Source organism: Candidatus Pantoea multigeneris (assembly GCF_011752615.1).
GTDB lineage: Bacteria > Pseudomonadota > Gammaproteobacteria > Enterobacterales > Enterobacteriaceae > Pantoea > Pantoea multigeneris.
Genome location: NZ_VWXF01000011.1, coordinates 15,375 through 34,296 on the forward strand (window position 1 = coordinate 15,375; position 18,922 = coordinate 34,296).

Consider the following 18,922-nt stretch of genomic DNA (forward strand, 5'->3'; position numbering starts at 1 on the left):
ATGGCATGGCGTGCGTTAGCGGCGGCCTGCACCCTGTGGCTGATGAGTGCGTTAAGTCCGGCGCAGGCCGATCCCACCTGCGGAGGCCGCTGGGTCAATCCAATCACGGACGTTTGCTGGCAGTGCCTGTTCCCGATGAGTATCGGTAATGTTCAGGTATCGGCAGGGGGGCCGCCGGACACGCTTAACCCCAGCTCGCCCATTCAGCTCTGCCCGGCCCCGCCGCCGCTGCTGGTCCGTCCGGGGATAGCAATTGGCTTCTGGGAGCCTTTTGCCATGACCGATGTGACGCGGGCGCCGGGCTGCATGGTCAACATGGGGGGCTTTACCATTCCGATCCCCGGCTCGGGCACGGGCGTGGGTACAAAGGCCTCAGGGGATGCGACCGGCACCTTCTATCACGTCCACTGGTACAAGTACCCGCTTATCTCCTGGCTGAATATTCTGTCCTCAGCGGCCTGCATGCAGGGCGGGGAATACGATATCGGCTACCTCACGGAGCTGGATCCGATGTGGCACAACGACAACCTGTCGCTGTTCATTAACCCGGAGGCGATGCTGTTCGCTAACCCGGTTGCGCAGATGGCCTGCGCGGCAGATGCGATTGCCGCGACAGCGGGTAAGCCACTCGATGCGCTGTTCTGGTGCGCCGGCTCGCAGGGGTCGATGTACCCGTTCACCGGCAACCTGGTGAATGAATCCAGCGGCCTTAACAGTTCAACTCTGCTCACCGAGCGCATGGCGTTCAAGCTGCACAGGGAGGGGCTGATACTCGACTCGGTCGGGGTGAACACGGCGGTGTGTAACGAATACCCGACCGTCATCATGCCGAAAAGCCGCTACCGCTATCAGATGGTGAACACTATCCCCGACGTGGCGACCTGTCACCCGTTTGGCCGCAGCGTGATGCTGTGGCAGACCGGGCACGAAATGCCGACCACCCGAAAAAACTACGGATACCTGATATGGAAAAAACGCAACTGCGTCGTGCTCTGACAGGGCTGATGCTGATAGCCGCGCCCCTGGGGGCGCAGGCCGGAGACCCGCCTGCGGCCTCGCAGGTTGGACAGACGGAGAATGAAACGGCCTACTTTCTGTCGTCGTCAGTGCCTGAGAAAGAGCTGGCCATCCTGATGAAGGCCGCGCAGGACCGGCAAATTCCGGTCTACTTCCGGGGACTGGTGAACGACAACATGGAGGTGACCGCAAAGTTCATGATGCATATGGTCACAACGTATCACCTTCAGGGCATTCAGATTGACCCGGTCCGCTTTGAGCGTTACGGCGTGAGGCAGGTGCCGGCTCTGGTGAAGAAGTGCGGCGAGCACTTTGACATCGTATACGGCAACGTCGCACTGGGCCAGGCGCTGGACATGATCAACCAGCGTGGCGAATGCCGGAAAGCAGGTAACTCCACCCCGTAGCCAGACTGCCCGTGTTCGCGGGCAGTGTTTCTCCCCAGACCGGAATTCCCGATGAAAACTGCATACCGCTCTCTGACGGCGGGGCTGCTTGCCCTGCTGTCGGCAGGTGCCGTCGCCTCCAGCATGGACGATGCCAATCAGGAAGGCGTGGCTGCCGGTAAAGCCGGCACCATCACCAGCACCGCCGATCCGAACGCCTATTTTGACAATTACAGCGCAAACCCGCCGCAGTCCTCTTACTACCAGGGCGGCACCCAGACCAGCACGGACCTGGCGGCAAAGGGGCAAAGTGAACTGACCACGTCCGACCTCGGACAGACCGCGCAGCAGGCCTACGTGAATAACCCTGCGGACAGCATCAGCGCCGACTCGGACATGATCAAGTACAGCGACAGCGTGCGCAGCAACGCGGAAAGCCTGACGGGCCTGACAAGCGGCCAGTGCACAGAGCAGCAGCTGAACAAAACCACCTACACCACGCACAGTTGCCAGATGGCAAACAACCTGACGCAGACCTGCACGCGTGACGCCACTATCGGTACGACCGGCGCGCGCGAAACCTATGACACGCAGCTGACGTTCAGCCTTACCGGTATGACCGGCACCCGCGTGGCCGATTACTGGATCGAGTATGACTTTACCGTCCCGGATGACGGGACAATAAGCGGAGGAAGCTGGGTCTTCACCATGCCCTCCTCGCCCAACGACCACGAGTCGGGTTCGGATTTTCAGTATACGGTGAAGGTGCTGGGCCAGACCTTCACAACCACCTTCAACTCCAGCACGACGATAAATATCCCGGCTCAGCAGGTGACAAAAGGGCAGGTGATCCCGGTACTTATCCGGCACACCAACGGCACGCGTGAAGATGCGGCGGCCAATACGCTGTTGAACAACTTCAAAACGGGTTCATTTACGGCGGTGGCTACCCTGCCACTGGAGGCCGTCCGCGACACCGTCCAGGCAGGCCTGCAGTGGACGGACAGCTGCCCGGACGGCATGGGGGATGCGGTAAAGATGAGTGAAACCTGCACGGACCCCGGCGGCACCCGGTCGGTGGTGGTGGGCGGGCAAACGTACAGTGTGTACAGCGACTGCTGGCAGTACACCACGCTCTGGCAGGTCAATGAGGATGACACCAACACCTGCCAGACCTATATCGATGACCCTAACTGCAGCGAAGGCACCCGCACCTGCACGCAGAAAATCGGCGACTACTGCGTGATGCAGAACATGACCTACCAGTGTGCCTCTACCGTGACCAGCACCGGCTACCTGTGCGGCACCCAGTTCTACTGCTCGGACGGCAGCTGCGCCTCAATGGAGGCCGGGACGAACGGCAACTTCAGCGAGGCCGTGTCACAGCTTGCTGCCCTTGCCGCTGCCGGGAAAGACTTTGCGGGTATGGACCCTGACACGGTCAGCGCGTTCACCGGCAAGGCCATGGCGTGTCGCAAAAGCGCAGCGGGGTTCAGCAACTGCTGCAAGAGCAGCGGCTGGGGTCAGGATGTCGGGCTTGCGCACTGCAACACCGAGGAGAAAGAAATCGGTACCGCCAAAGAGAAAAAGCTGGTGGTCGACGTCGGCTCCTACTGCGCGAAGAAAGTCCTGGGCGTGTGCCTGGAGAAAAAGGAAAGCTACTGCGTGTTCGACAGCAAGCTTGCCCGCATCGTGCAGGACCAGGGACGTCGCGGTCAGCTGGGCATCAGCTTCGGCTCAGCAAGTTCACCGGACTGTCGCGGCCTGAAAGTCACCGAGCTGCAGGACGTCAAGTTTGACCAGCTGGATTTCTCCGACTTCTACGACGACCTCAACAGCAACGTTTCCCTGCCTGACCAGAGTGCGCTCACAGAACGCATCCAGTCGGATATCAAAAACAGCCTGAACACGACCGGAGGATAACTGTGAAAAAGGCACTTTGTCTGAGCCTGCTCATCGCCGCGCTGCCGCTCCATGCCGAAGAGCAACAGCCTGACGGCTATAACTACGACCCGGCGGTGGGCTGGTTCTGGTACAACCAGCCGCAGCCCCCGGCGGATGCACCTCCCGACTCAGCAACACCTCCGCCTGCCGGGTCGCCCACAGATCAGATGAAGCGGCTGCAGGCGTTTCGCGACAACGTCATGAATGAAGCGATGCTGCACCCCACGGTCCAAAACATCCGGCGCTATAAAATCGTGCAGGACTGGATGGTGAATCAGGCCAGCCAGTTCGCCTCAAAGTGGGAGCAGGTGCTGCTTAACTACCCGGAGCTGGACTACAGCCTGCAGCATCCCTACTACAACGGCACCGCCAACATTCAGTACACCCAGCAGCGGAAAAAGCAGAAAGAGGCTATCGACTACGTCAACCAGCGCTATGGCGTGTTCTTCTTCTATCGCGGCAACGAGCCGCTGGATAACCGCCTGGGTGGCGTGGTGAAGGAGTTCAGCGAGCAGTACGGCCTGCCGGTGGTTGCGGTCTCCGTCGACGGACGCATCAGCCCTGATCTGCCGGACAGCCGCCACGACGCGGGGCAGGCGGAGAAAATGCACATTCAGCACTTCCCGGCCATTTTCCTGGTCGATCCGCGCAACAAAAAATACCAGCCGCTGGCTTACGGGTTCATCACGCAGGACGACCTGGCCCGCCGCATGCTCAACATCGTGACCAATTTTAAACCCGAGGACTGATTCATGTTCAGAAAACTTATTGCCGTGCTCCTGATGCTTACGCCGCTACTGGCCAGTGCCAGCACCATTGATGACATCGCCCGCATGGAAGAAGCCAAGGGCGGTGACAGCACGCCGGTCACACAACAGGCAGCGCCGGCGGCACCGGCAGCACAGACGCCTCTGGAGCAGAGTCGCGGAGCGCAGACGCCGGTGAAACCGGTGTGGTTCCACCTGACGGACGGCCGCAGCGTAGACATCAGCCACTGGCAAATCGTTCACTTCCTGCGCTCTGACTGCCCTTACTGCCACCGCTTTAACCCAACGCTGAAATCCGTCGCCGGTCAGTACGGCATTAACGTGTTTGTCTACAGCTTTGACGGCGTGGGCGACCCGGTGTTTCCCAACGTGGTGCCGGTGAATGAAAGCATCCTCAAAGACTTTTTTGCCGAGCTGCCGCAGGCCACCCCGACCGATTTTCTGATCAACACGCAGACGCTGGTGACCATTCCGCTTTCACAGGGAGAGATGACCGAAGAGGCGCTGAAGCAGCGCCTGGATGAATCCTTTGCCCTTGCCGTCCGACTGGGAGTTCTGTAATGCCTCTATCACGCTTCCGAATTGCGGCCGCGACCGGCCTCCTGTTGCTCTGCAGCGGTGCACACGCCAACGTACAGTCAGACATCAACAAGTTCTTCGACAACATGGGGGGCGGCGGTGGGAACTACACATCGGGTGCGGCCTGGCAGGGGCAGTCTGCAGGCTACCTGACCGGTGGCAACCTGTTTGTTCGCATGCCGGTGCGCAACATTCAGCTGATTTCGGTGACGCTGCCGGACATCAAGTCAGGGTGCGGCGGTATTGATGCCTACCTCGGCTCGTTCAGCTTTATCAACGGTGATGCAATTAAGGTGCTGGGAAAACAGATCCTGAGTAACGCGGCGGGCTACGCCTTTGACCTCGGGCTTGAAACTATCTGTCCGCAGTGTAAGGCGGTTAAAGACTACCTGCAGAAACTGTCTTCTGATGTAAACAACATGAACATCTCGACCTGCCAGGCGGCGCAGTCGATTGTGGGCGGGTTGTGGCCAAAAACCCAGGCGGCCAGCGCGCAGATTTGCCAGGACATCGGCACGCAACACGACGTTTTCTCTGACTGGGCAGCATCCCGTCAGGGCTGCGGCGTGGGCGGTGAGACCAACTCCGTGTTTAACAAAGCCTCAGACGATGAGAAGAAACGCATCCCGCGTAACCGTAACCTTACCTGGGAAACGTTCTCCAAACTCAACCAGTTCTTCAGCAGTGACCGATCGCTGAAGGAATTTTTGATGTCGATGGTCGGCACGGTGATTTATGACGCTAACGGCAATCCGACCTTCCTGCAGCCGCGCGGCGGCAGTGAGTCGATGTTTAACACCCTGCTCAACGGGGGCACCGAGAAAATCTACCGCTGCGACAATGACACTACCTGCCTGTCGCCTACCATCGTCGACTTCACTCTTGCAGACGATGAGGCGATGACCGCGCGTGTGCGTGACATGCTCGACGACATCTTTGCCAAAAGCCGCTCTGACACGCCGCTGACGGACGATGAAAAGGCGCTGATCAACAGCACGCGCGTGCGCATTCTGCGCTACACCATCGACTCCGCCTCGGTCGGCCTCGACAGCTCTGTGGTCAGCAGCCTGGCGGAGTATATCGCCTCCGACATGGTGCTCTCCTACGTGAATGGCCTGATAGACGTGGCGGCAACGGGGGCGGCTGGCACGCTGGACACAGAAGAAGAGAACAAGCACTTCCAGGACAACCTGCGTACGGTGCGCAGCGAACTGAGCCAGCGGGTGGCACGCATTAACGTTCAGCAGAACGGCCTGGCGGAATACGAGCGCAGCCTGTCACAGACGCGTCAGCAGCTGTCCAGCTCGGTCTCAGATAGCGTACTGTCTAACTATGACTTCGGGGGAAATAACTGATGGCACTGGACGTCTGGGTAGTCAGTCAGGGTGGCATGATAACCATGGGCCTGAACGCAGTCGCGAGCCTGATGGAAAATTCAGGCTGGAGGACCATTGTCTGGATAGCCGAGTTTCTGGGGATCCTGATGTGTGCCATCACCTATTTCCGCACGCACGACCTGAAGGTGATGTTTGCCTGGGGGTTGACCTTCACGCTGGTGACAGCGTTACTGCTCACGCCGAAGACCACGGTGGTGGTTAACGACCTCACCGATCAGACCTCGGTGAACCGGGTGGATAACGTACCGCTGGGGCTTGCCGTCCCGCTCTGGTTGATCACCGGTGCAGGCTACACGCTGGCCTCAACCTACGAGGATTTTTTCCACTTCCCGGACGAGCGGGCCTACACTAAAACCGGAATGTTGTTTGCCTCCAAGCTGATGCAGGACAGCTTCACGGTGCAGAGTGAAGACCCGTCGCTGACGGCCAACATGCTGGACTACACCCGCAACTGCGTGGTGCCGGACGTGATGCTCAACCAGAAATACTCGTTCCAGGACGTGATGTCCTCAGAAGACGTGCAATCAGTGATTTTCAGTAACCCCAGCCCGCTGCGCGGGATTTACTGGCGGGACGGCTCCGGCAGCACCTTTATGTTCTGTAAAGACGCGGCCCCCAAACTGAAGACGCTGCTGCAGAATGAGAGCAGCAATACGGGGACCACGTTCCTGAGCCATGTAGCCCGGATGATCCCCGGCAACACCTCGCCGCAGGCAGTGTATGCCTCTCAGCTGGCCGGGTCGTACAACTACTTCTTTGACAGCAGCAAGTCGGCGCAGCAGATCCTGATGCAGAACATCGCGGTGGACGGCCTGCGTCGCGGTTTTAACAGCTACGTGAAGGGCATGAACGACACCGCCTCGATGGTGGATATCGCCTCTGAGATGTCGCTCTCGAAGCTGCGCCTGTCGCACGCGGTAAGCTACCAGATTGCCACCGAGGTACTGCCGCAGCTGCACACGGTGCTGATGCTGTTCTGTATCTGCATCTTCCCGGTGATGGTCCTGGCACTCTACGTGCGGGAAGTGGCCTGGGGGGTTATCAAGAACTACCTCAACTTTATGGGCAGCCTGATGCTGTGGCCGGTGATGTTCTCCATCTTCAACTTCGCGGTGAACTTCAGCACCCAGGGGAGTTACCACTCAACAGGCCCGACGCTCTCCAATATGAACCGCATGATGGAAACCAGTTCGACCACGGCGGGCATCGCCGGCTGGCTGATGCTCTCGATACCGTTCCTGGCGTTTAAGCTGTTCACGCAGCTGGGCCAGAACTTCGCGAGTCTCAGCTCAAGCTTCGGCAGCGCTCTGGCCGGAGCGGCGAGCGGCGATTCCGCCTCTGTAGCGTCAGGAAACATCGGTGTCGGCAACGTGCAGCTGGATAACATTAACGGGCACAAGACCGATTTGAACTACTCACGGCGGGAAGGGATGTCTACCGTACAGTTGCCGAACGGGGCAATGAAGTCTGTTGCGCAGGACGGCACGAACATTTACGACGCCCTGGCAGGCAGCAGTAAGCTGGGTGTCGATCTGCAGTTTGATAAGCACCTTGCCAGCGCGGCGCAGAAAATGACGCGTGACAGCATGGCCCAGACCGACAGCCTGATGCAGGGCTATAACCACTCGGTGCAGGAAAGCGGGTCACAGCTGCGGCAGTTCCACGAGCAGTACGGCAACAGCGACTCGACAACGCTGTCTTCCTCAACGGGCATGAGCATTACCGATGCAGAGCGCGTCAACAAAATGCAGCACGTTGCTCAGGACTACGCGGAACGTAACCATATCAGCCTGAATCAGGCCTACTCCGAGCTTGAAGATAAGTCTCGAAGTGAATCTGCGAATGCAGGTGTTAGAGGGCAAATCGGTATCGATTCAAATAAATCCCTGCTCGGGAAGGCTGGTGCCTGGATGACTGGAGTGTCAGGTAAAGCAGATATGCACGCTGGGCTAGAGTACACGGGGCGTAATGGTTCTACGTCTCAAACGAGCGAAGGTGGGCAAAGTGGTAAAGACAGTTCTCAGACCCTGTCCGCACGCGAATCACAGGACTTCAGTCAGGGTATGGATGTGCTGCGTAACTACAGCACAACAAACTCTGGTCAGCATACCGATAATAACGCGTCCGGCTTGCTGACACAGGTCTCATCGGGTATTACCACCTCTGACAGTAAATATACGCAATTCACCAGCAGTGAGGCTCATACGCACGAACTGCAGGCGATGGCATCGGAAACACAGACCCTCAGCGCCGGCGCGCGTGAAAACCTCAATCAGCAGTTTGTGGGCTGGGTTGAGAAGAACTCACCGCAGAATGCCGAGGCTGTGTTGACTAATACAGCAGATGAAGGGATCGCGAAGCAGCGTGAAGCGCTGGTTGACCAGTTCGTGGGTGAAAAGCTGCAGGGACGTATTGATAGTGATTATGCCGCGAATGCCGGTAAAACAGGTCAGGGGATAGGGTCTCCAGGTAACAGTGCAGCGGCCCAATATGGCGGAGCATATGATTCGGCGAATAGCCAGATTGATAAAGGGGTGGAGAGTAAAAATATCAACACTGGAGTTAAGAAAGATGTTGAAGACCAAGGTTTATTAGTTAAAGATAAATATAATGAAACTCAGAGGTCGTTAAATGAAAGCAGAGACAAGAATGATACGTCTCAGCTAGAGAGGAAAGTGCAGTACGAACAAAGCAATAAAGACTTTACTGGAAATATGGGCGCAGCAGTTAGACATCAGGATGAAACGAGTTTGCAGGTTTGGCCTGGTAAAACTTATAAAGATTTCCTTCCTGATAAAGATAAGTGATTGCTAAGGGTGGTGTAATGGTTACATATAGAGAAATTGAAGATGAATCTAAAGAGATTGTAGCCTTAATGGCTTCATCAGAACAGACTGTGCCAAGATTCTTCTCATTTTTTAAATGGATAAAATATCACTTTTTTATCTATGTTATTCTCGCAGTGATTTGCTTGTTTGAGTTGGATGTTGCTAAGTACGGGTGGTCTTGGTTGTTGGTGTTCTCTTTCGGACTGTTGAATTGGTTTTTTATAAGTGCGTTTGTTAGCTCATATAGTAATATGTTTTCGATGCTTGAGTCCGAAAAATTGAAGGATTTTAAGCTATGTAAGATTCTTGCAAGGAAAATCAAGACTTATGGGGTGTCTTGGTTCGCATTCTTGATTCTCATGGGCGCTGTTGGTGTATTTACTGAATTAAATGTCGCCGCAATAGTTATTGGAAATTTCGTGTTTAGTATTTTTTGCTTTTTTATATTCAATATCGACATTTCAAGATATCAGATATCAGGATTGTTAGGTGCGATATCTGCAGTTAAAGAAAAGCTAAGTAATTAATAACTCAAGGGTGTAAGCCCTTGAGTTCCCGCATATAAAAACCATTTAATTGTACCCTGAGGTTTCTATGTTAATTCATATTACCCCTACCTTTTTCCTTAAATACAGTAACGTCTCTGTGGAATTAATTGATGTCACTATTCCTGAATTAGGGATTGAACTTCAGGCGCACACGGATATAACAGTACGTTTCCCGTCCCGTAACCGAAGGCTGAATGTTGTTTGCCGAAAAAAAGGCACCCGTGCTGTTTATGGGATCTTACTGGAAACGGATAAACCGGTGTCCGCAATCACCGTACTCACGCGCTGGCTGGTGAACGGAGAAGTCTCCATGCACCGGGTTCACATGTGTTTCACCGGGCAGGAAGAGGCGGCGACGGATTGCATTTCTCTCTGGCGTGGCATCTACAAAACAGCTTTCACCGACCGTTCCCCTGCAGGAACGCGCAGCTGGGTGCCGTCAGCCTGCCAGCCGATGCTCAGTGCAACGGCCAGCGATGTGAATTCGCAACGTGAAACCGCGATCTGGCGAAAAGTTGACGGCAGCGGCATTATCCGGGAACAAAACGAATATTTTCCTGCCGCAACCGTAGAGGGCGAGCGCATTTTCTCTGGCTACCGTATGCCACGCCGCGAAGACGCTTTCCCCTGTAAGGTCCGGGAATACCCGCAAACGCTTCAGGTAACCTTTGAGAACGGGCTGATTGAGGCATGTAACCTGGATGAGCAGGCCAGTCTGATTGCAGAAGACTTAACGGCCATCGGGGTGCCGGACATGTATTCGGACGTCTTCCGGCCACTGATAGACGAGATTAAACCCCTCTGTCCGCTGTTCTTCACAAACACCAATCAGCTGATGACCACCATTAAGCGATTCTCCCGGACGTTCACGGTGCTCTCTGAGGATCAGAAGCGCCTTGTAGAGAACCAGTTTACTCAGCCCCTGTTCCACATCACGACACACTGATACTGCCCGCCGCAGTCCCTGACGCTTGTCTCAGGGCGAGGAGGCGAAACATCACTGCAGGCCAATCCGGGCACGTTCGCGCCCATGCCTGACCCCGAGAGAAAACATGATTAATCCCGAGACTTCCCGCATCACTGAGGTGATGAGCGGTGACCCGGACGCGCCTGTCCTGTGCGGTGCGCAGGACGCGTCATCATTCACTCAACCCCCACAACACGCTGACAGCCGTTGTTCTTACGCAGCGAGACAGCCCAGCACCGGACCTGAAACCAGTGATGCATGGCCGGAAGGCCTGTCGCTTTTACAGGATTCGGGCCACCTCTACCGGCTGGCGAACATGGAAGGCGATCTGATGGTCATCCGGGCACGTACGCGACTGGCATGCGAAGTAGGCCCGGATGAGGCAGACGCGATTTTCAGGGTAGCAACACGGTTTGTATTTTTTGGCTACCAGCAGCCCGAACGCTTTAACGTCGCTGTCCGGTCCATGCTGAGCGCAATTGACCGGGTGGCTGCAGATATCAGCCCCGACTTTAACCGGTGGGTAACACACGTCAGACAGACGAGACAATGTATTAAAAAGGAGGCAGGGAATGAGCTTTAACTCCCGCGATTTTACGCAGGGCGGTCAGGTCATGAAGTACATGATCCAGATGTTCATACAGATCATGAACATTGCGACCTACTGGGTGCTGATGTTTTCCGTGCTGATTTTCCTGGCATGGATGCTGATTAAACTCACCTTGCAGGAGTTCTGCCACGGCTGCGCCTACTGGCTGATTAAGTACGGTGTCATGCCCTTGAAATCCCTGTCGGGTAAGACACCGGCTAACGAATGGACCTTTCACTTTACGCGTGCCAACGGCGATGTGGTGACGTTCAGGCATACCGCTGCACAGGTAATGACAGACCCGTACTTCATCAATATGGGGCAACTGGTGAAGAACACCGCCTTTTACGGGTGGGGGATCGGTTGTGCTGCCTTCGTCGGGGCGATCATGGTCATTACCTGGTATCTCGGCAGCAAAGGGCGCAAGCAGCGTCAGAGCGAAACCACCGGCGGTCGCATTCTGGCGACCGGACCCAGGGTCATTAACAGTCTGCTGAAGAAAGCCGGCCTGCTATCGCCGCTGAACATCTGCGGACTCCATCTCGTTAAAGACTCTGAAATGCAGAACTTCGGGCTGCACGGCACCGTGGGGTCCGGTAAGAGTACGGCGCTCAATAACCTGCTTAAGCAGCTGCGCGAGCGTGGCGACCGGGTCATCATCTATGACAAAGGTAATAACTTCATACCGCTGTTCTACCGGCAGGATAAGGACAAGCTGCTTAATGCGCTGGATGTGCGCTGTGCTAACTGGGACCTGTGGTCGGAATGTCGCACCATCACCGATTTTGAGAACTTTGCCACCACGCTGCTGCCGGACAGCGGCGGAAGCAGTGACCCGTTCTGGGTGCTGTCTGCCCGCTCGATGTTTGTCGTTGCAGCCATGCGCATGGCGAAAGATCCCGATCGCACCATCGCGGGACTGCTAAAAAAACTGATGTCTATCAGCATGGACGACTTACGTGAGTTCCTGAAGGGGACGGACGCAGCCAACCTGGTTGATCAAAGCGTCGAAAAAACGGCAATGACCATTCGCATCATCCTGAGCACCTACGTGCGGTCACTACGCTATCTGCAGGGACTGAGCGAGCGTGGCATGTCGTCCTTTAACATCCGTGACTGGCTGGCAACAGAAGATGCCGCCGGTGACAATCCCTGGATTTTTCTCTCCAGTGACGGACCGACCCATGCGGCAATCAAGCCGCTGCTGAGTGCCTGGCTCTACATCACGATGACCGGTGTACTTGGCCTGCAGCCGAGCCGGTCACGGCGTATCTGGTTTATTCTGGACGAGCTTCCCTCGCTGCATAAGATGCCGATACTGCCGGAGTTCTGTGCCGAAGCGCGTAAGTTTGGCGGCTGCACGCTGGTGGCTATCCAGAACTTTCCGCAGCTGGAGGAAATTTACGGTCAGTACTCTGCGCGTTCTATCTGGGACCTGCTCAACACCCGCATGTTCTACCGTGCCCCCAGCGGTGAAGTGGCCGGATGGGTGCAGAAAGAAGTTGGTGAGCAGCGCTTTAAAAAATTCAAAGACCAGTACAGCTACGGTATGGACACCGTCCGTGACGGCGTGCAGTTCTCCAAGGACGAGGTTAACGAGTTCCTGCTGAGCTATTCAGACGTGCAGAGCCTCAATGACCTGGAGTGCTACGTCACCCTGCCGGGCGAATGGCCAGTGGTGAAGATGAAGCTTAAGCGTGAAGAGTTTCGTGAAATCGCCACCGGTCACATTTCACGGGACCTTAAAAAAATCTTCGATCCCGAGCTGGAGGCGGCGCTGGAGAACGACCACACCAGCGACGAACTCAGCAGCCTGATAGAAAAAGTGTTTAACCCACCCAAGCCGGAAGCCGCAAAACCGGGGTCAACTGACCAGGCAGGCGCGTCGGGTGACGCGATGCCACCGGCAGGCTCACCGCCTTCAGCCACAACCACAACAGCCAGTGCGCAGGACGCACCTGAAGGACGCCAGGAGTCGCTGTCACCGCCTGACCTTAACGGAAGCGGGGGGGAAGCCCCTGCGGTACCGGAAACGGTGACGCCGCCTGCCGCTGTGACAGAACCGTCCCGGCTGCAGGTGATGGACGTGCGGCCACACAACGCAGAACCGGACTTTAGCGACCGCTGGTGAGGTGATCCATGCTTTCAGTTTCAACCGTTAAAAGCGCAGGCGGCGCGGCAGGGTATTACACCGCCGAAGACAACTATTACTTCCTGGGCGAGCAGTCGACAGAGTGGTACGGCACCGGGGCCGAATCCCTGGGGCTGGAGGGGGCAGTCGGTAAGAACGCATTCACAAATGTGCTTGAAGGGCTGCTGCCTGACGGCACCGATATGCGCCGTATGGAGGGCGAGGTCAATAAACACCGGCCCGGGTACGATCTGACATTTTCAGCACCTAAAAGCGTCTCAGTCCTGGCCCTGGTGACCGGGGACAAATTTCTGATTGAGGCACACCAGCGCGCGGTTCGGCGCACGCTGGATGAAGTCGAAAAGATTGCGTCTACCCGGACTATGACCGACGGGATAAGCGAAATTGAAATGACGGGAAATCTGCTGGCCGCCGTATTTATGCACGATACCAGCCGGAATCTTGATCCCAACCTGCACTCTCATGCAGTTGTGGCCAACACCACCCTCTCACAGGGTGGCTGGAAGACCCTCTCTACGGATATTAAAGGGCAGAACAGCTTTACCGACATTGTCTGGAACCAGCAGGTCAGCATCGGCGCGATATACCGGGGGTTTCTGCGGCAGGACGTGGAAGAACATGGCTATCCCACAACGGATACCGGTTCCCGTGGGGAGTGGGACATCACGGGCGTGCCGGTGAAACCCTTCTCCTCACGCCGTGAGCAGATCCTCGATGCCGTGGGCGGTGAGGCGACGGCAAAGCAAAAAAGCGTGGCTGCACTCGATACGCGTCAGGCGAAGCAGTTTACTGAGATGGAGTCGGTCAGGGAGCACTGGAAAGAAACGCTCGCAGAAACCGGGTTCGATGCGGATGCCTTCCGGGCTGAAGTTAAAAGCAGAGGAGAACAGAAGGCTGACAATCAGCGGGATCAGCCTGAAAGAAGCCCATCCAGCCCGGTTCAGCGGGATGGGGGGGACCTGTCTAAATCGCCTGCCAACACGATGCTGCCTGACAGCGATAAGGTCAGAGAGAAAGAGGCGACTGAGCAACGGGATAATGCCGGGGAAACGATTAAGCCCCGCGAAAATGAACCTGCAGACGTTGTGCAGGAGAGGCGCGAGCACGCCCCCCAAAAGCCAGCTCATGCTCCTGAAAAAGCGGTACCGCCACACGCGACTGATACCGGTAAGTCCGTCACGTCATCACCTGAAAGCCCGGCACTGCCGGGCGCAGAGGCTAAGGGGCAGTCGCCGGCAGTGGCGGAGCCGGTGCAATCCGATCCGGCAAGCACGCCTCCTGAAGCAAAGCAGCATAAGGCACCTCTTCAGGAGGGAAAACCCGTTACGCCAGAACCTGAAAGCCCGGCCATGCCGGGCACAGAGGCCCACGGGCAGTCACCGGCAGTGGCTGAATCTGTGCAACCCGGTCCGGCAATCACGCCTCCTGAATCAAAGCAGCACGAGGCATCTCTTCAGGAGGGCAAGCCTGTTACGCCAGAACCTGAAAACCCGGCCCTGCCGGGAGAGGAAAATACGTCTCCCCACCTGGAACAGGCCGTTCCGGCCGCTCAGGAGGCGGGAAACCATGCACCGGAAAAAGCCCGGACGGTTGTCGCCCCTGCCATACAGTCGGCGGTCACGCAGGCAATTGACCGTCTTTCTGACAAAGGGGTCCGCTTCACCTGGGATGACGTGATGACGAGTGTTATCAATCATTCACGCGTGGAACCCGGGATTTACAGCAATATCAGAGCGGGGATAGAGCAGGCAGTTGAGCGGGGGCTGCTTATCGCCGTAGATAAAAACCAGACGTTGTTTACGTCGTCAGCCCACATCCGGGATGAAGCCCGTCTGTCGCAGGTTGCTGAGAGCCTTGCTGCGCGTCCGGGAGGGCTGAGTGCCCCTGATACCTCTACAGGCGCACTCGCTCAGGTAGCGCTCGCCGATACCGCGATAAGCCTGGTGGATTTGCGCGGCGGGACCGCATTTGCAGCGGAGTTCAGTCGTAACGTTCACGCGCTGGCAGAACATAACAACCGTCCACTGGTCGTCGTCGCGGCGGACACGGCTTCGCTGAAACGTCAGAGCCAGGTGCTTGGCAATCCGGCGGGTGTACAGACGTCGACGCCGGAAGGTCTCAGGGAGCAGGGGATCCCCGCCGGAGCGCTGGTCTACATCAGCGAATCAGAGCGACTGAACACTACCGCGCTGCATGATGTGCTGAAAGAAGCCTCCCTTCAGGGTGCCACAACGATTGTGACTGATACCCGCGCCCGCAGAGCGACGGGGTTTGGCGCGGAGGTGCTGCGTACTGCCGGCGTTAAAGACTTTACCGCCTCGCCAGCGACAGAAAACGTCAGGGTCACGATGGTTCAGAAAGAAACCGTTGAAGACCGGCTGACGGTTGCGGCGCGCTATTACGCGCAGGAAAAATCTCACGGCAATGAGGTCAGGTTACAGGCAGGCAACGAACGTACCCGCGACAAGCTTACCAGCCGCACGCGTGAGGCATTGCAGGAGGAGGGGGGACTTGGCCAGGTTCTTGGTGAGATCAATGTCCGGCTCCCCGTCTGGCTGGATGCCAGTAACCGCAATGACCGGAGCCGGTATCGTGAAGGGCAGATCCTTGAACATCATCCCGCACAGGGCAAGGCCACTACGTTCAGTATTGCCGGGATTAATACCCGCTATAACACCCTGACGCTGACCGATGAAAAAGGCCAGCTGACGGGGATGAAAATCAGCGATATCGACAGCCACTGGCGGCTGTTCCGGGAAAAGAAAATTGAGGTACGGGAAGGCGAGCAGCTTCGCATGACGGCGGATGCCGGTCCTGCCGCAAAGCGTGGCGATACCGTGACCGTCACCGGCGTTAAAGAAGGAAGCTGGCTCTTTAAGGATCGGCTGGTGATGAAAAACAGTGATGGCGTCGCGTTCAAAGTCGATAAAAACGCCCCGGTGTATGCCGACTACGGTTACACCGAGTCGTTTGGGGCCAGTCGGCGCGGTAGCGGCAGCGTGATTGCGGTGCTCGCGGGTAAGGAGGTGGACGATACGACCCTCAACCTTCTGCGGCGCAGCGGGGGCAACGTGGTGGCCTTTACGCCGCTTGACGAGGCAACAATCAACAAGCGGCTGGAAGCCAACCGGCCGAGCATTACCGTCACACAGGGGGTTAAAAGCCAGGCGGGTAAGGAAGACCTGGCTGAGGCGCTGCGCGAGCTGGGTACCCGAAAAATGAATTACCCGGAGCGCGTGACCCGCATTGCCGTCGAGAAAGCCACAGGCACAAAAGTGACCTTTGACCGGCTGTAGGTTATCGGCGCGGCCATTAGCGCGGCCCCCCGCCTGAGTCCTGATCGTGTCAGCACCGAGCTGCAAAGGCTGGAAGAGAAAGGCGAGATTATTCTCCTGGGAAAAGGCCAGCAGATGGCCGGGCATTACATCAGTCGCGAAAATCTCGAGAATGAAAAAACCATCCTGCGGGTGATAGCCGCCGGTAAGAACCGCGTTGAACCCCTTATCAGTGAGGGGCTGAGCGCAGCGGACTGCGCCCCGCTGACTAACGGGCAAAGACAGGCCGCAAACCTCATCCTGACGTCGCGGGATCAGGTCATTGCCATCAGTGGTCACGCAGGCGTAGGTAAAACCACCCAGTACCGTACCGTCGCGACCGCCATTGCGGCCCTGAACGGAGAAATGGAGATAGTGGGGCTTGCCCCGACGCACCGGGCGGTGAGCGAGCTGCAGCATGCCGGTATCCCGTCACAGACCATCGCCAGCTTTCTCAACGAGCAAAGCACCTACCAGCAAGCGGGCGAGGCGCGGGACTTCAGCAAGAAGGTATTCGTCATCGATGAGTCCTCGATGTCAGGGAATGCGCAGAAGGCGCAGCTGCTGACGATCATTACTGAAGGGGGTGGGCGCGTCGTGCCTAGCGGTGACCGCGACCAGCTCAAGTCGCTGGAATCAGGCATGCCGTTCGGGCTTGTCCTGGACCGGAGCGCGGCCGAAGTGGCGGCGATGACGGAAATTGTTCGTCAGACACCGGCACTCAAACCGGCAATAGAAGCCATTATTGCCGGGGACGTGCGGGGTTCACTGGAAATCGCCAACAGCCTGTCACCGGAGATTGTGCCGAGAGCCGAAGGCGCATGGCGACCGGAAAAAAGCGTGGTGAATTTAGGCGGCGAAGGGGGCGATATTCACGGGATGATTGCGCAGGACTATGCGAACAGGACGGCCGAGGCGCGGGATGGCACGATGATCCTGACCGAACTGAACAAAGACAGGGAGCTGGTCAATGAAGCCGTGCATAACCAGCTGAGTGGACAGGGCGTAGTGAGTGACAGCGTCACGGTTCCCGTTCTGGTCAGGGTCAATAACAGTAATGCAGATCTCGGACGAGAGCGTTTCTGGGTTGCACAGAAAGGGAACACGGCGCAGTTAGGTGAACGCTACTTCACGATTGGTGACACCGATGCGGAAAGCGGGGTGGTTAACCTCACCGGACTGGATGGCGCAAGCGACCGGTGGATAAGCCCTGCAGAGTTGCGCAAGGAGTCAGCCGCCGTCTTTGTACCGAAGGAACGGGAAATGGGTATCGGCGAAAAAGTGCGTCTGACGGCTACAGATCGTGAGCGTAACATCAGTGCGAACGACAGTGCGGTCGTGACCGGCATTACCGCGCAGGGACAGCTTGAGCTCGATGCAGAAGGCAAATCCATCACGCTCGACCCGAACGCGGCAATGGCCGACAGGCATATTGATTACGGGTACGCCGTCACGACATACAGCGCGCAGGGGGCTTCTGTACGCTACATGATAGGTCTGGTCGGGGTTGAAAGTGGCAGGAAAAACATGGCCGCTCAGGACAGCACGTATGTGCAGATCTCCAGGGCCAAAGAGCACGTGCAGCTTTACGGAGACAATGTCGAAAAATGGATAAAAGCGGTTGAAAACAGGAGCGGCCGGCGTCAGACGGTGCATGACATGGTCATGCACGCCGAGGATATCCGGGCGGGCCGGGAAGCGGGGCTGTGGGACAAAAGCCAGCCGGTGTCCGAAACGCGCATTGCAGAGCGTATGGATCAGCATGTCATTGCCGATGCCCGTTTTGTGTCGGGTAAATCACCTGAGCTGCTGTGGCCGGTGGTAAACAGCCACGGCCGGCACCGGGGCAACTTACACGTTCCGGTAACGCCTGCCACCGGTCATCTTGATTTTTCTTCTGCCCACTATGAAGGGGCAAATGACGGAAACCGGGTTGTTATGCAGCGCGGTGAGCGGCACGGGAAGGTGCTTGAGGCCGCAGATGTTGATACAGCTCTGCAACTGATTGCTGAGAACCCGGGGAGTCCGGTGGTGGTGGTTACTGACCACAGTGAACGGGGTGAGGCCGGTGCAGCAGCAGCGTCTGAAAGGGCAGAAACCGCGTCGGGTGAAGAACTGACACGGAATGAAGATGAGGCCCTGGATAAGGCGCTGGAAGCGTCACGGGAAAAAGAACCGGATCAGCCTGAAGCCGCCGATGAGAAAGCAGATCCGCAGGCAGACGGGGAAGAGGCCGAATGGGAGGGCTATGGGCTGGACGACGAGGATGCGCTGCAGCAGACCGCTGACTACTTTGCCGCCTACGATATGGATCACGGCAGGCAGGCAGAACCGGCACAACGACCGCTGGATGAAAACGTGAATCAGGTCCGCAGCCCGACCACGCAGCCGGACCATGATTTTGTACGACAACCACAAAAAACTCTGGAGTGAG

Annotated in this window: 13 protein-coding genes; all 13 read left to right on the plus strand. The window is 57.1% G+C overall.

Translation table 11 applies throughout. From position 1 onward, the window contains the following. The 13 genes from traU to F3J40_RS20375 all read left to right on the plus strand — a co-directional run bounded on the left by traU (position 1) and on the right by F3J40_RS20375 (position 18,921). Complete coding sequence (gene traU, locus F3J40_RS20315; RefSeq protein ID WP_167017601.1) at positions 1 to 996, plus strand: conjugal transfer pilus assembly protein TraU; 996 nt, start codon at positions 1 to 3, stop codon at positions 994 to 996. Next, entirely contained in the window at positions 966 to 1,424 is a 459-nt protein-coding gene (gene trbC / locus F3J40_RS20320) for a type-F conjugative transfer system pilin assembly protein TrbC (RefSeq protein ID WP_240155557.1), read from the plus strand. The genes traU and trbC overlap by 31 nt, the downstream gene beginning before the upstream one ends. 51 nt (positions 1,425 to 1,475) lie before the next feature. After that, on the plus strand, positions 1,476 to 3,326 hold the full coding sequence (gene traN, locus F3J40_RS20325; protein ID WP_167017603.1) for a type-F conjugative transfer system mating-pair stabilization protein TraN: 1,851 nt from the start codon (positions 1,476 to 1,478) through the stop codon (positions 3,324 to 3,326). Positions 3,327 to 3,328: 2 nt separating this feature from the next. After that, positions 3,329 to 4,096, plus strand: coding sequence for a type-F conjugative transfer system pilin assembly protein TraF (gene traF, locus F3J40_RS20330; RefSeq protein ID WP_369410959.1), 768 nt, complete (start codon positions 3,329 to 3,331; stop codon positions 4,094 to 4,096). Between the two features lie 3 nt (positions 4,097 to 4,099). Next, the gene (gene trbB / locus F3J40_RS20335) at positions 4,100 to 4,675 is read left to right on the plus strand and encodes a type-F conjugative transfer system pilin assembly thiol-disulfide isomerase TrbB (RefSeq protein ID WP_167017605.1); all 576 of its coding nucleotides are present in this window, start codon (positions 4,100 to 4,102) and stop codon (positions 4,673 to 4,675) included. Continuing rightward, positions 4,675 to 6,048 carry a conjugal transfer protein TraH gene (locus F3J40_RS20340; RefSeq protein WP_167017607.1) on the plus strand — a complete coding sequence of 458 codons (1,374 nt, stop codon included), beginning with the start codon at positions 4,675 to 4,677 and terminating at the stop codon, positions 6,046 to 6,048. Before trbB ends, F3J40_RS20340 begins: the two co-directional genes overlap by 1 nt. Beyond that, positions 6,048 to 8,897 carry a conjugal transfer mating-pair stabilization protein TraG gene (gene traG / locus F3J40_RS20345; protein WP_167017609.1) on the plus strand — a complete coding sequence of 950 codons (2,850 nt, stop codon included), beginning with the start codon at positions 6,048 to 6,050 and terminating at the stop codon, positions 8,895 to 8,897. The genes F3J40_RS20340 and traG overlap by 1 nt, the downstream gene beginning before the upstream one ends. 17 nt (positions 8,898 to 8,914) lie before the next feature. Then, on the plus strand, positions 8,915 to 9,445 hold the full coding sequence (locus F3J40_RS20350) for a hypothetical protein (protein WP_167017611.1): 531 nt from the start codon (positions 8,915 to 8,917) through the stop codon (positions 9,443 to 9,445). 67 nt (positions 9,446 to 9,512) lie between these two features. Then, entirely contained in the window at positions 9,513 to 10,412 is a 900-nt protein-coding gene (locus tag F3J40_RS20355) for a DUF6012 family protein (RefSeq protein ID WP_167017613.1), read from the plus strand. A gap of 106 nt (positions 10,413 to 10,518) precedes the next feature. Beyond that, positions 10,519 to 11,016 (plus strand): hypothetical protein, encoded by a 498-nt coding sequence (locus tag F3J40_RS20360; RefSeq protein ID WP_167017615.1) that lies wholly within the window; start codon positions 10,519 to 10,521, stop codon positions 11,014 to 11,016. Next, the gene (traD, locus tag F3J40_RS20365) at positions 11,006 to 13,153 is read left to right on the plus strand and encodes a type IV conjugative transfer system coupling protein TraD (RefSeq protein WP_167017617.1); all 2,148 of its coding nucleotides are present in this window, start codon (positions 11,006 to 11,008) and stop codon (positions 13,151 to 13,153) included. The genes F3J40_RS20360 and traD overlap by 11 nt, the downstream gene beginning before the upstream one ends. 8 nt (positions 13,154 to 13,161) lie before the next feature. Next, the gene (mobF, locus tag F3J40_RS20370; RefSeq protein ID WP_167017619.1) at positions 13,162 to 16,470 is read left to right on the plus strand and encodes a MobF family relaxase; all 3,309 of its coding nucleotides are present in this window, start codon (positions 13,162 to 13,164) and stop codon (positions 16,468 to 16,470) included. A 114-nt stretch (positions 16,471 to 16,584) separates the two neighbouring features. Continuing rightward, positions 16,585 to 18,921, plus strand: a complete 2,337-nt coding sequence (locus F3J40_RS20375) for an AAA family ATPase (RefSeq protein ID WP_167017621.1) — start codon at positions 16,585 to 16,587, stop codon at positions 18,919 to 18,921. The last annotated feature ends 1 nt before the right edge of the window (position 18,922 follow it).

What these genes read in the sequence shown, in the direction of transcription:
- traD (WP_167017617.1), top strand. Translation starts at nt 11,006, where the DNA reads ATGAGCTTTAACTCCCGCGATTTTACGCAGGGCGGTCAGGTCATGAAG.
- mobF (WP_167017619.1), top strand. Translation starts at nt 13,162, where the DNA reads ATGCTTTCAGTTTCAACCGTTAAAAGCGCAGGCGGCGCGGCAGGGTAT.
- traG (WP_167017609.1), top strand. Translation starts at nt 6,048, where the DNA reads ATGGCACTGGACGTCTGGGTAGTCAGTCAGGGTGGCATGATAACCATG.
- trbC (WP_240155557.1), top strand. Translation starts at nt 966, where the DNA reads ATGGAAAAAACGCAACTGCGTCGTGCTCTGACAGGGCTGATGCTGATA.
- trbB (WP_167017605.1), top strand. Translation starts at nt 4,100, where the DNA reads ATGTTCAGAAAACTTATTGCCGTGCTCCTGATGCTTACGCCGCTACTG.
- F3J40_RS20375 (WP_167017621.1), top strand. Translation starts at nt 16,585, where the DNA reads ATGGCCGGGCATTACATCAGTCGCGAAAATCTCGAGAATGAAAAAACC.
- traN (WP_167017603.1), top strand. Translation starts at nt 1,476, where the DNA reads ATGAAAACTGCATACCGCTCTCTGACGGCGGGGCTGCTTGCCCTGCTG.
- traU (WP_167017601.1), top strand. Translation starts at nt 1, where the DNA reads ATGGCATGGCGTGCGTTAGCGGCGGCCTGCACCCTGTGGCTGATGAGT.
- F3J40_RS20360 (WP_167017615.1), top strand. Translation starts at nt 10,519, where the DNA reads ATGATTAATCCCGAGACTTCCCGCATCACTGAGGTGATGAGCGGTGAC.
- F3J40_RS20350 (WP_167017611.1), top strand. Translation starts at nt 8,915, where the DNA reads ATGGTTACATATAGAGAAATTGAAGATGAATCTAAAGAGATTGTAGCC.
- F3J40_RS20355 (WP_167017613.1), top strand. Translation starts at nt 9,513, where the DNA reads ATGTTAATTCATATTACCCCTACCTTTTTCCTTAAATACAGTAACGTC.
- F3J40_RS20340 (WP_167017607.1), top strand. Translation starts at nt 4,675, where the DNA reads ATGCCTCTATCACGCTTCCGAATTGCGGCCGCGACCGGCCTCCTGTTG.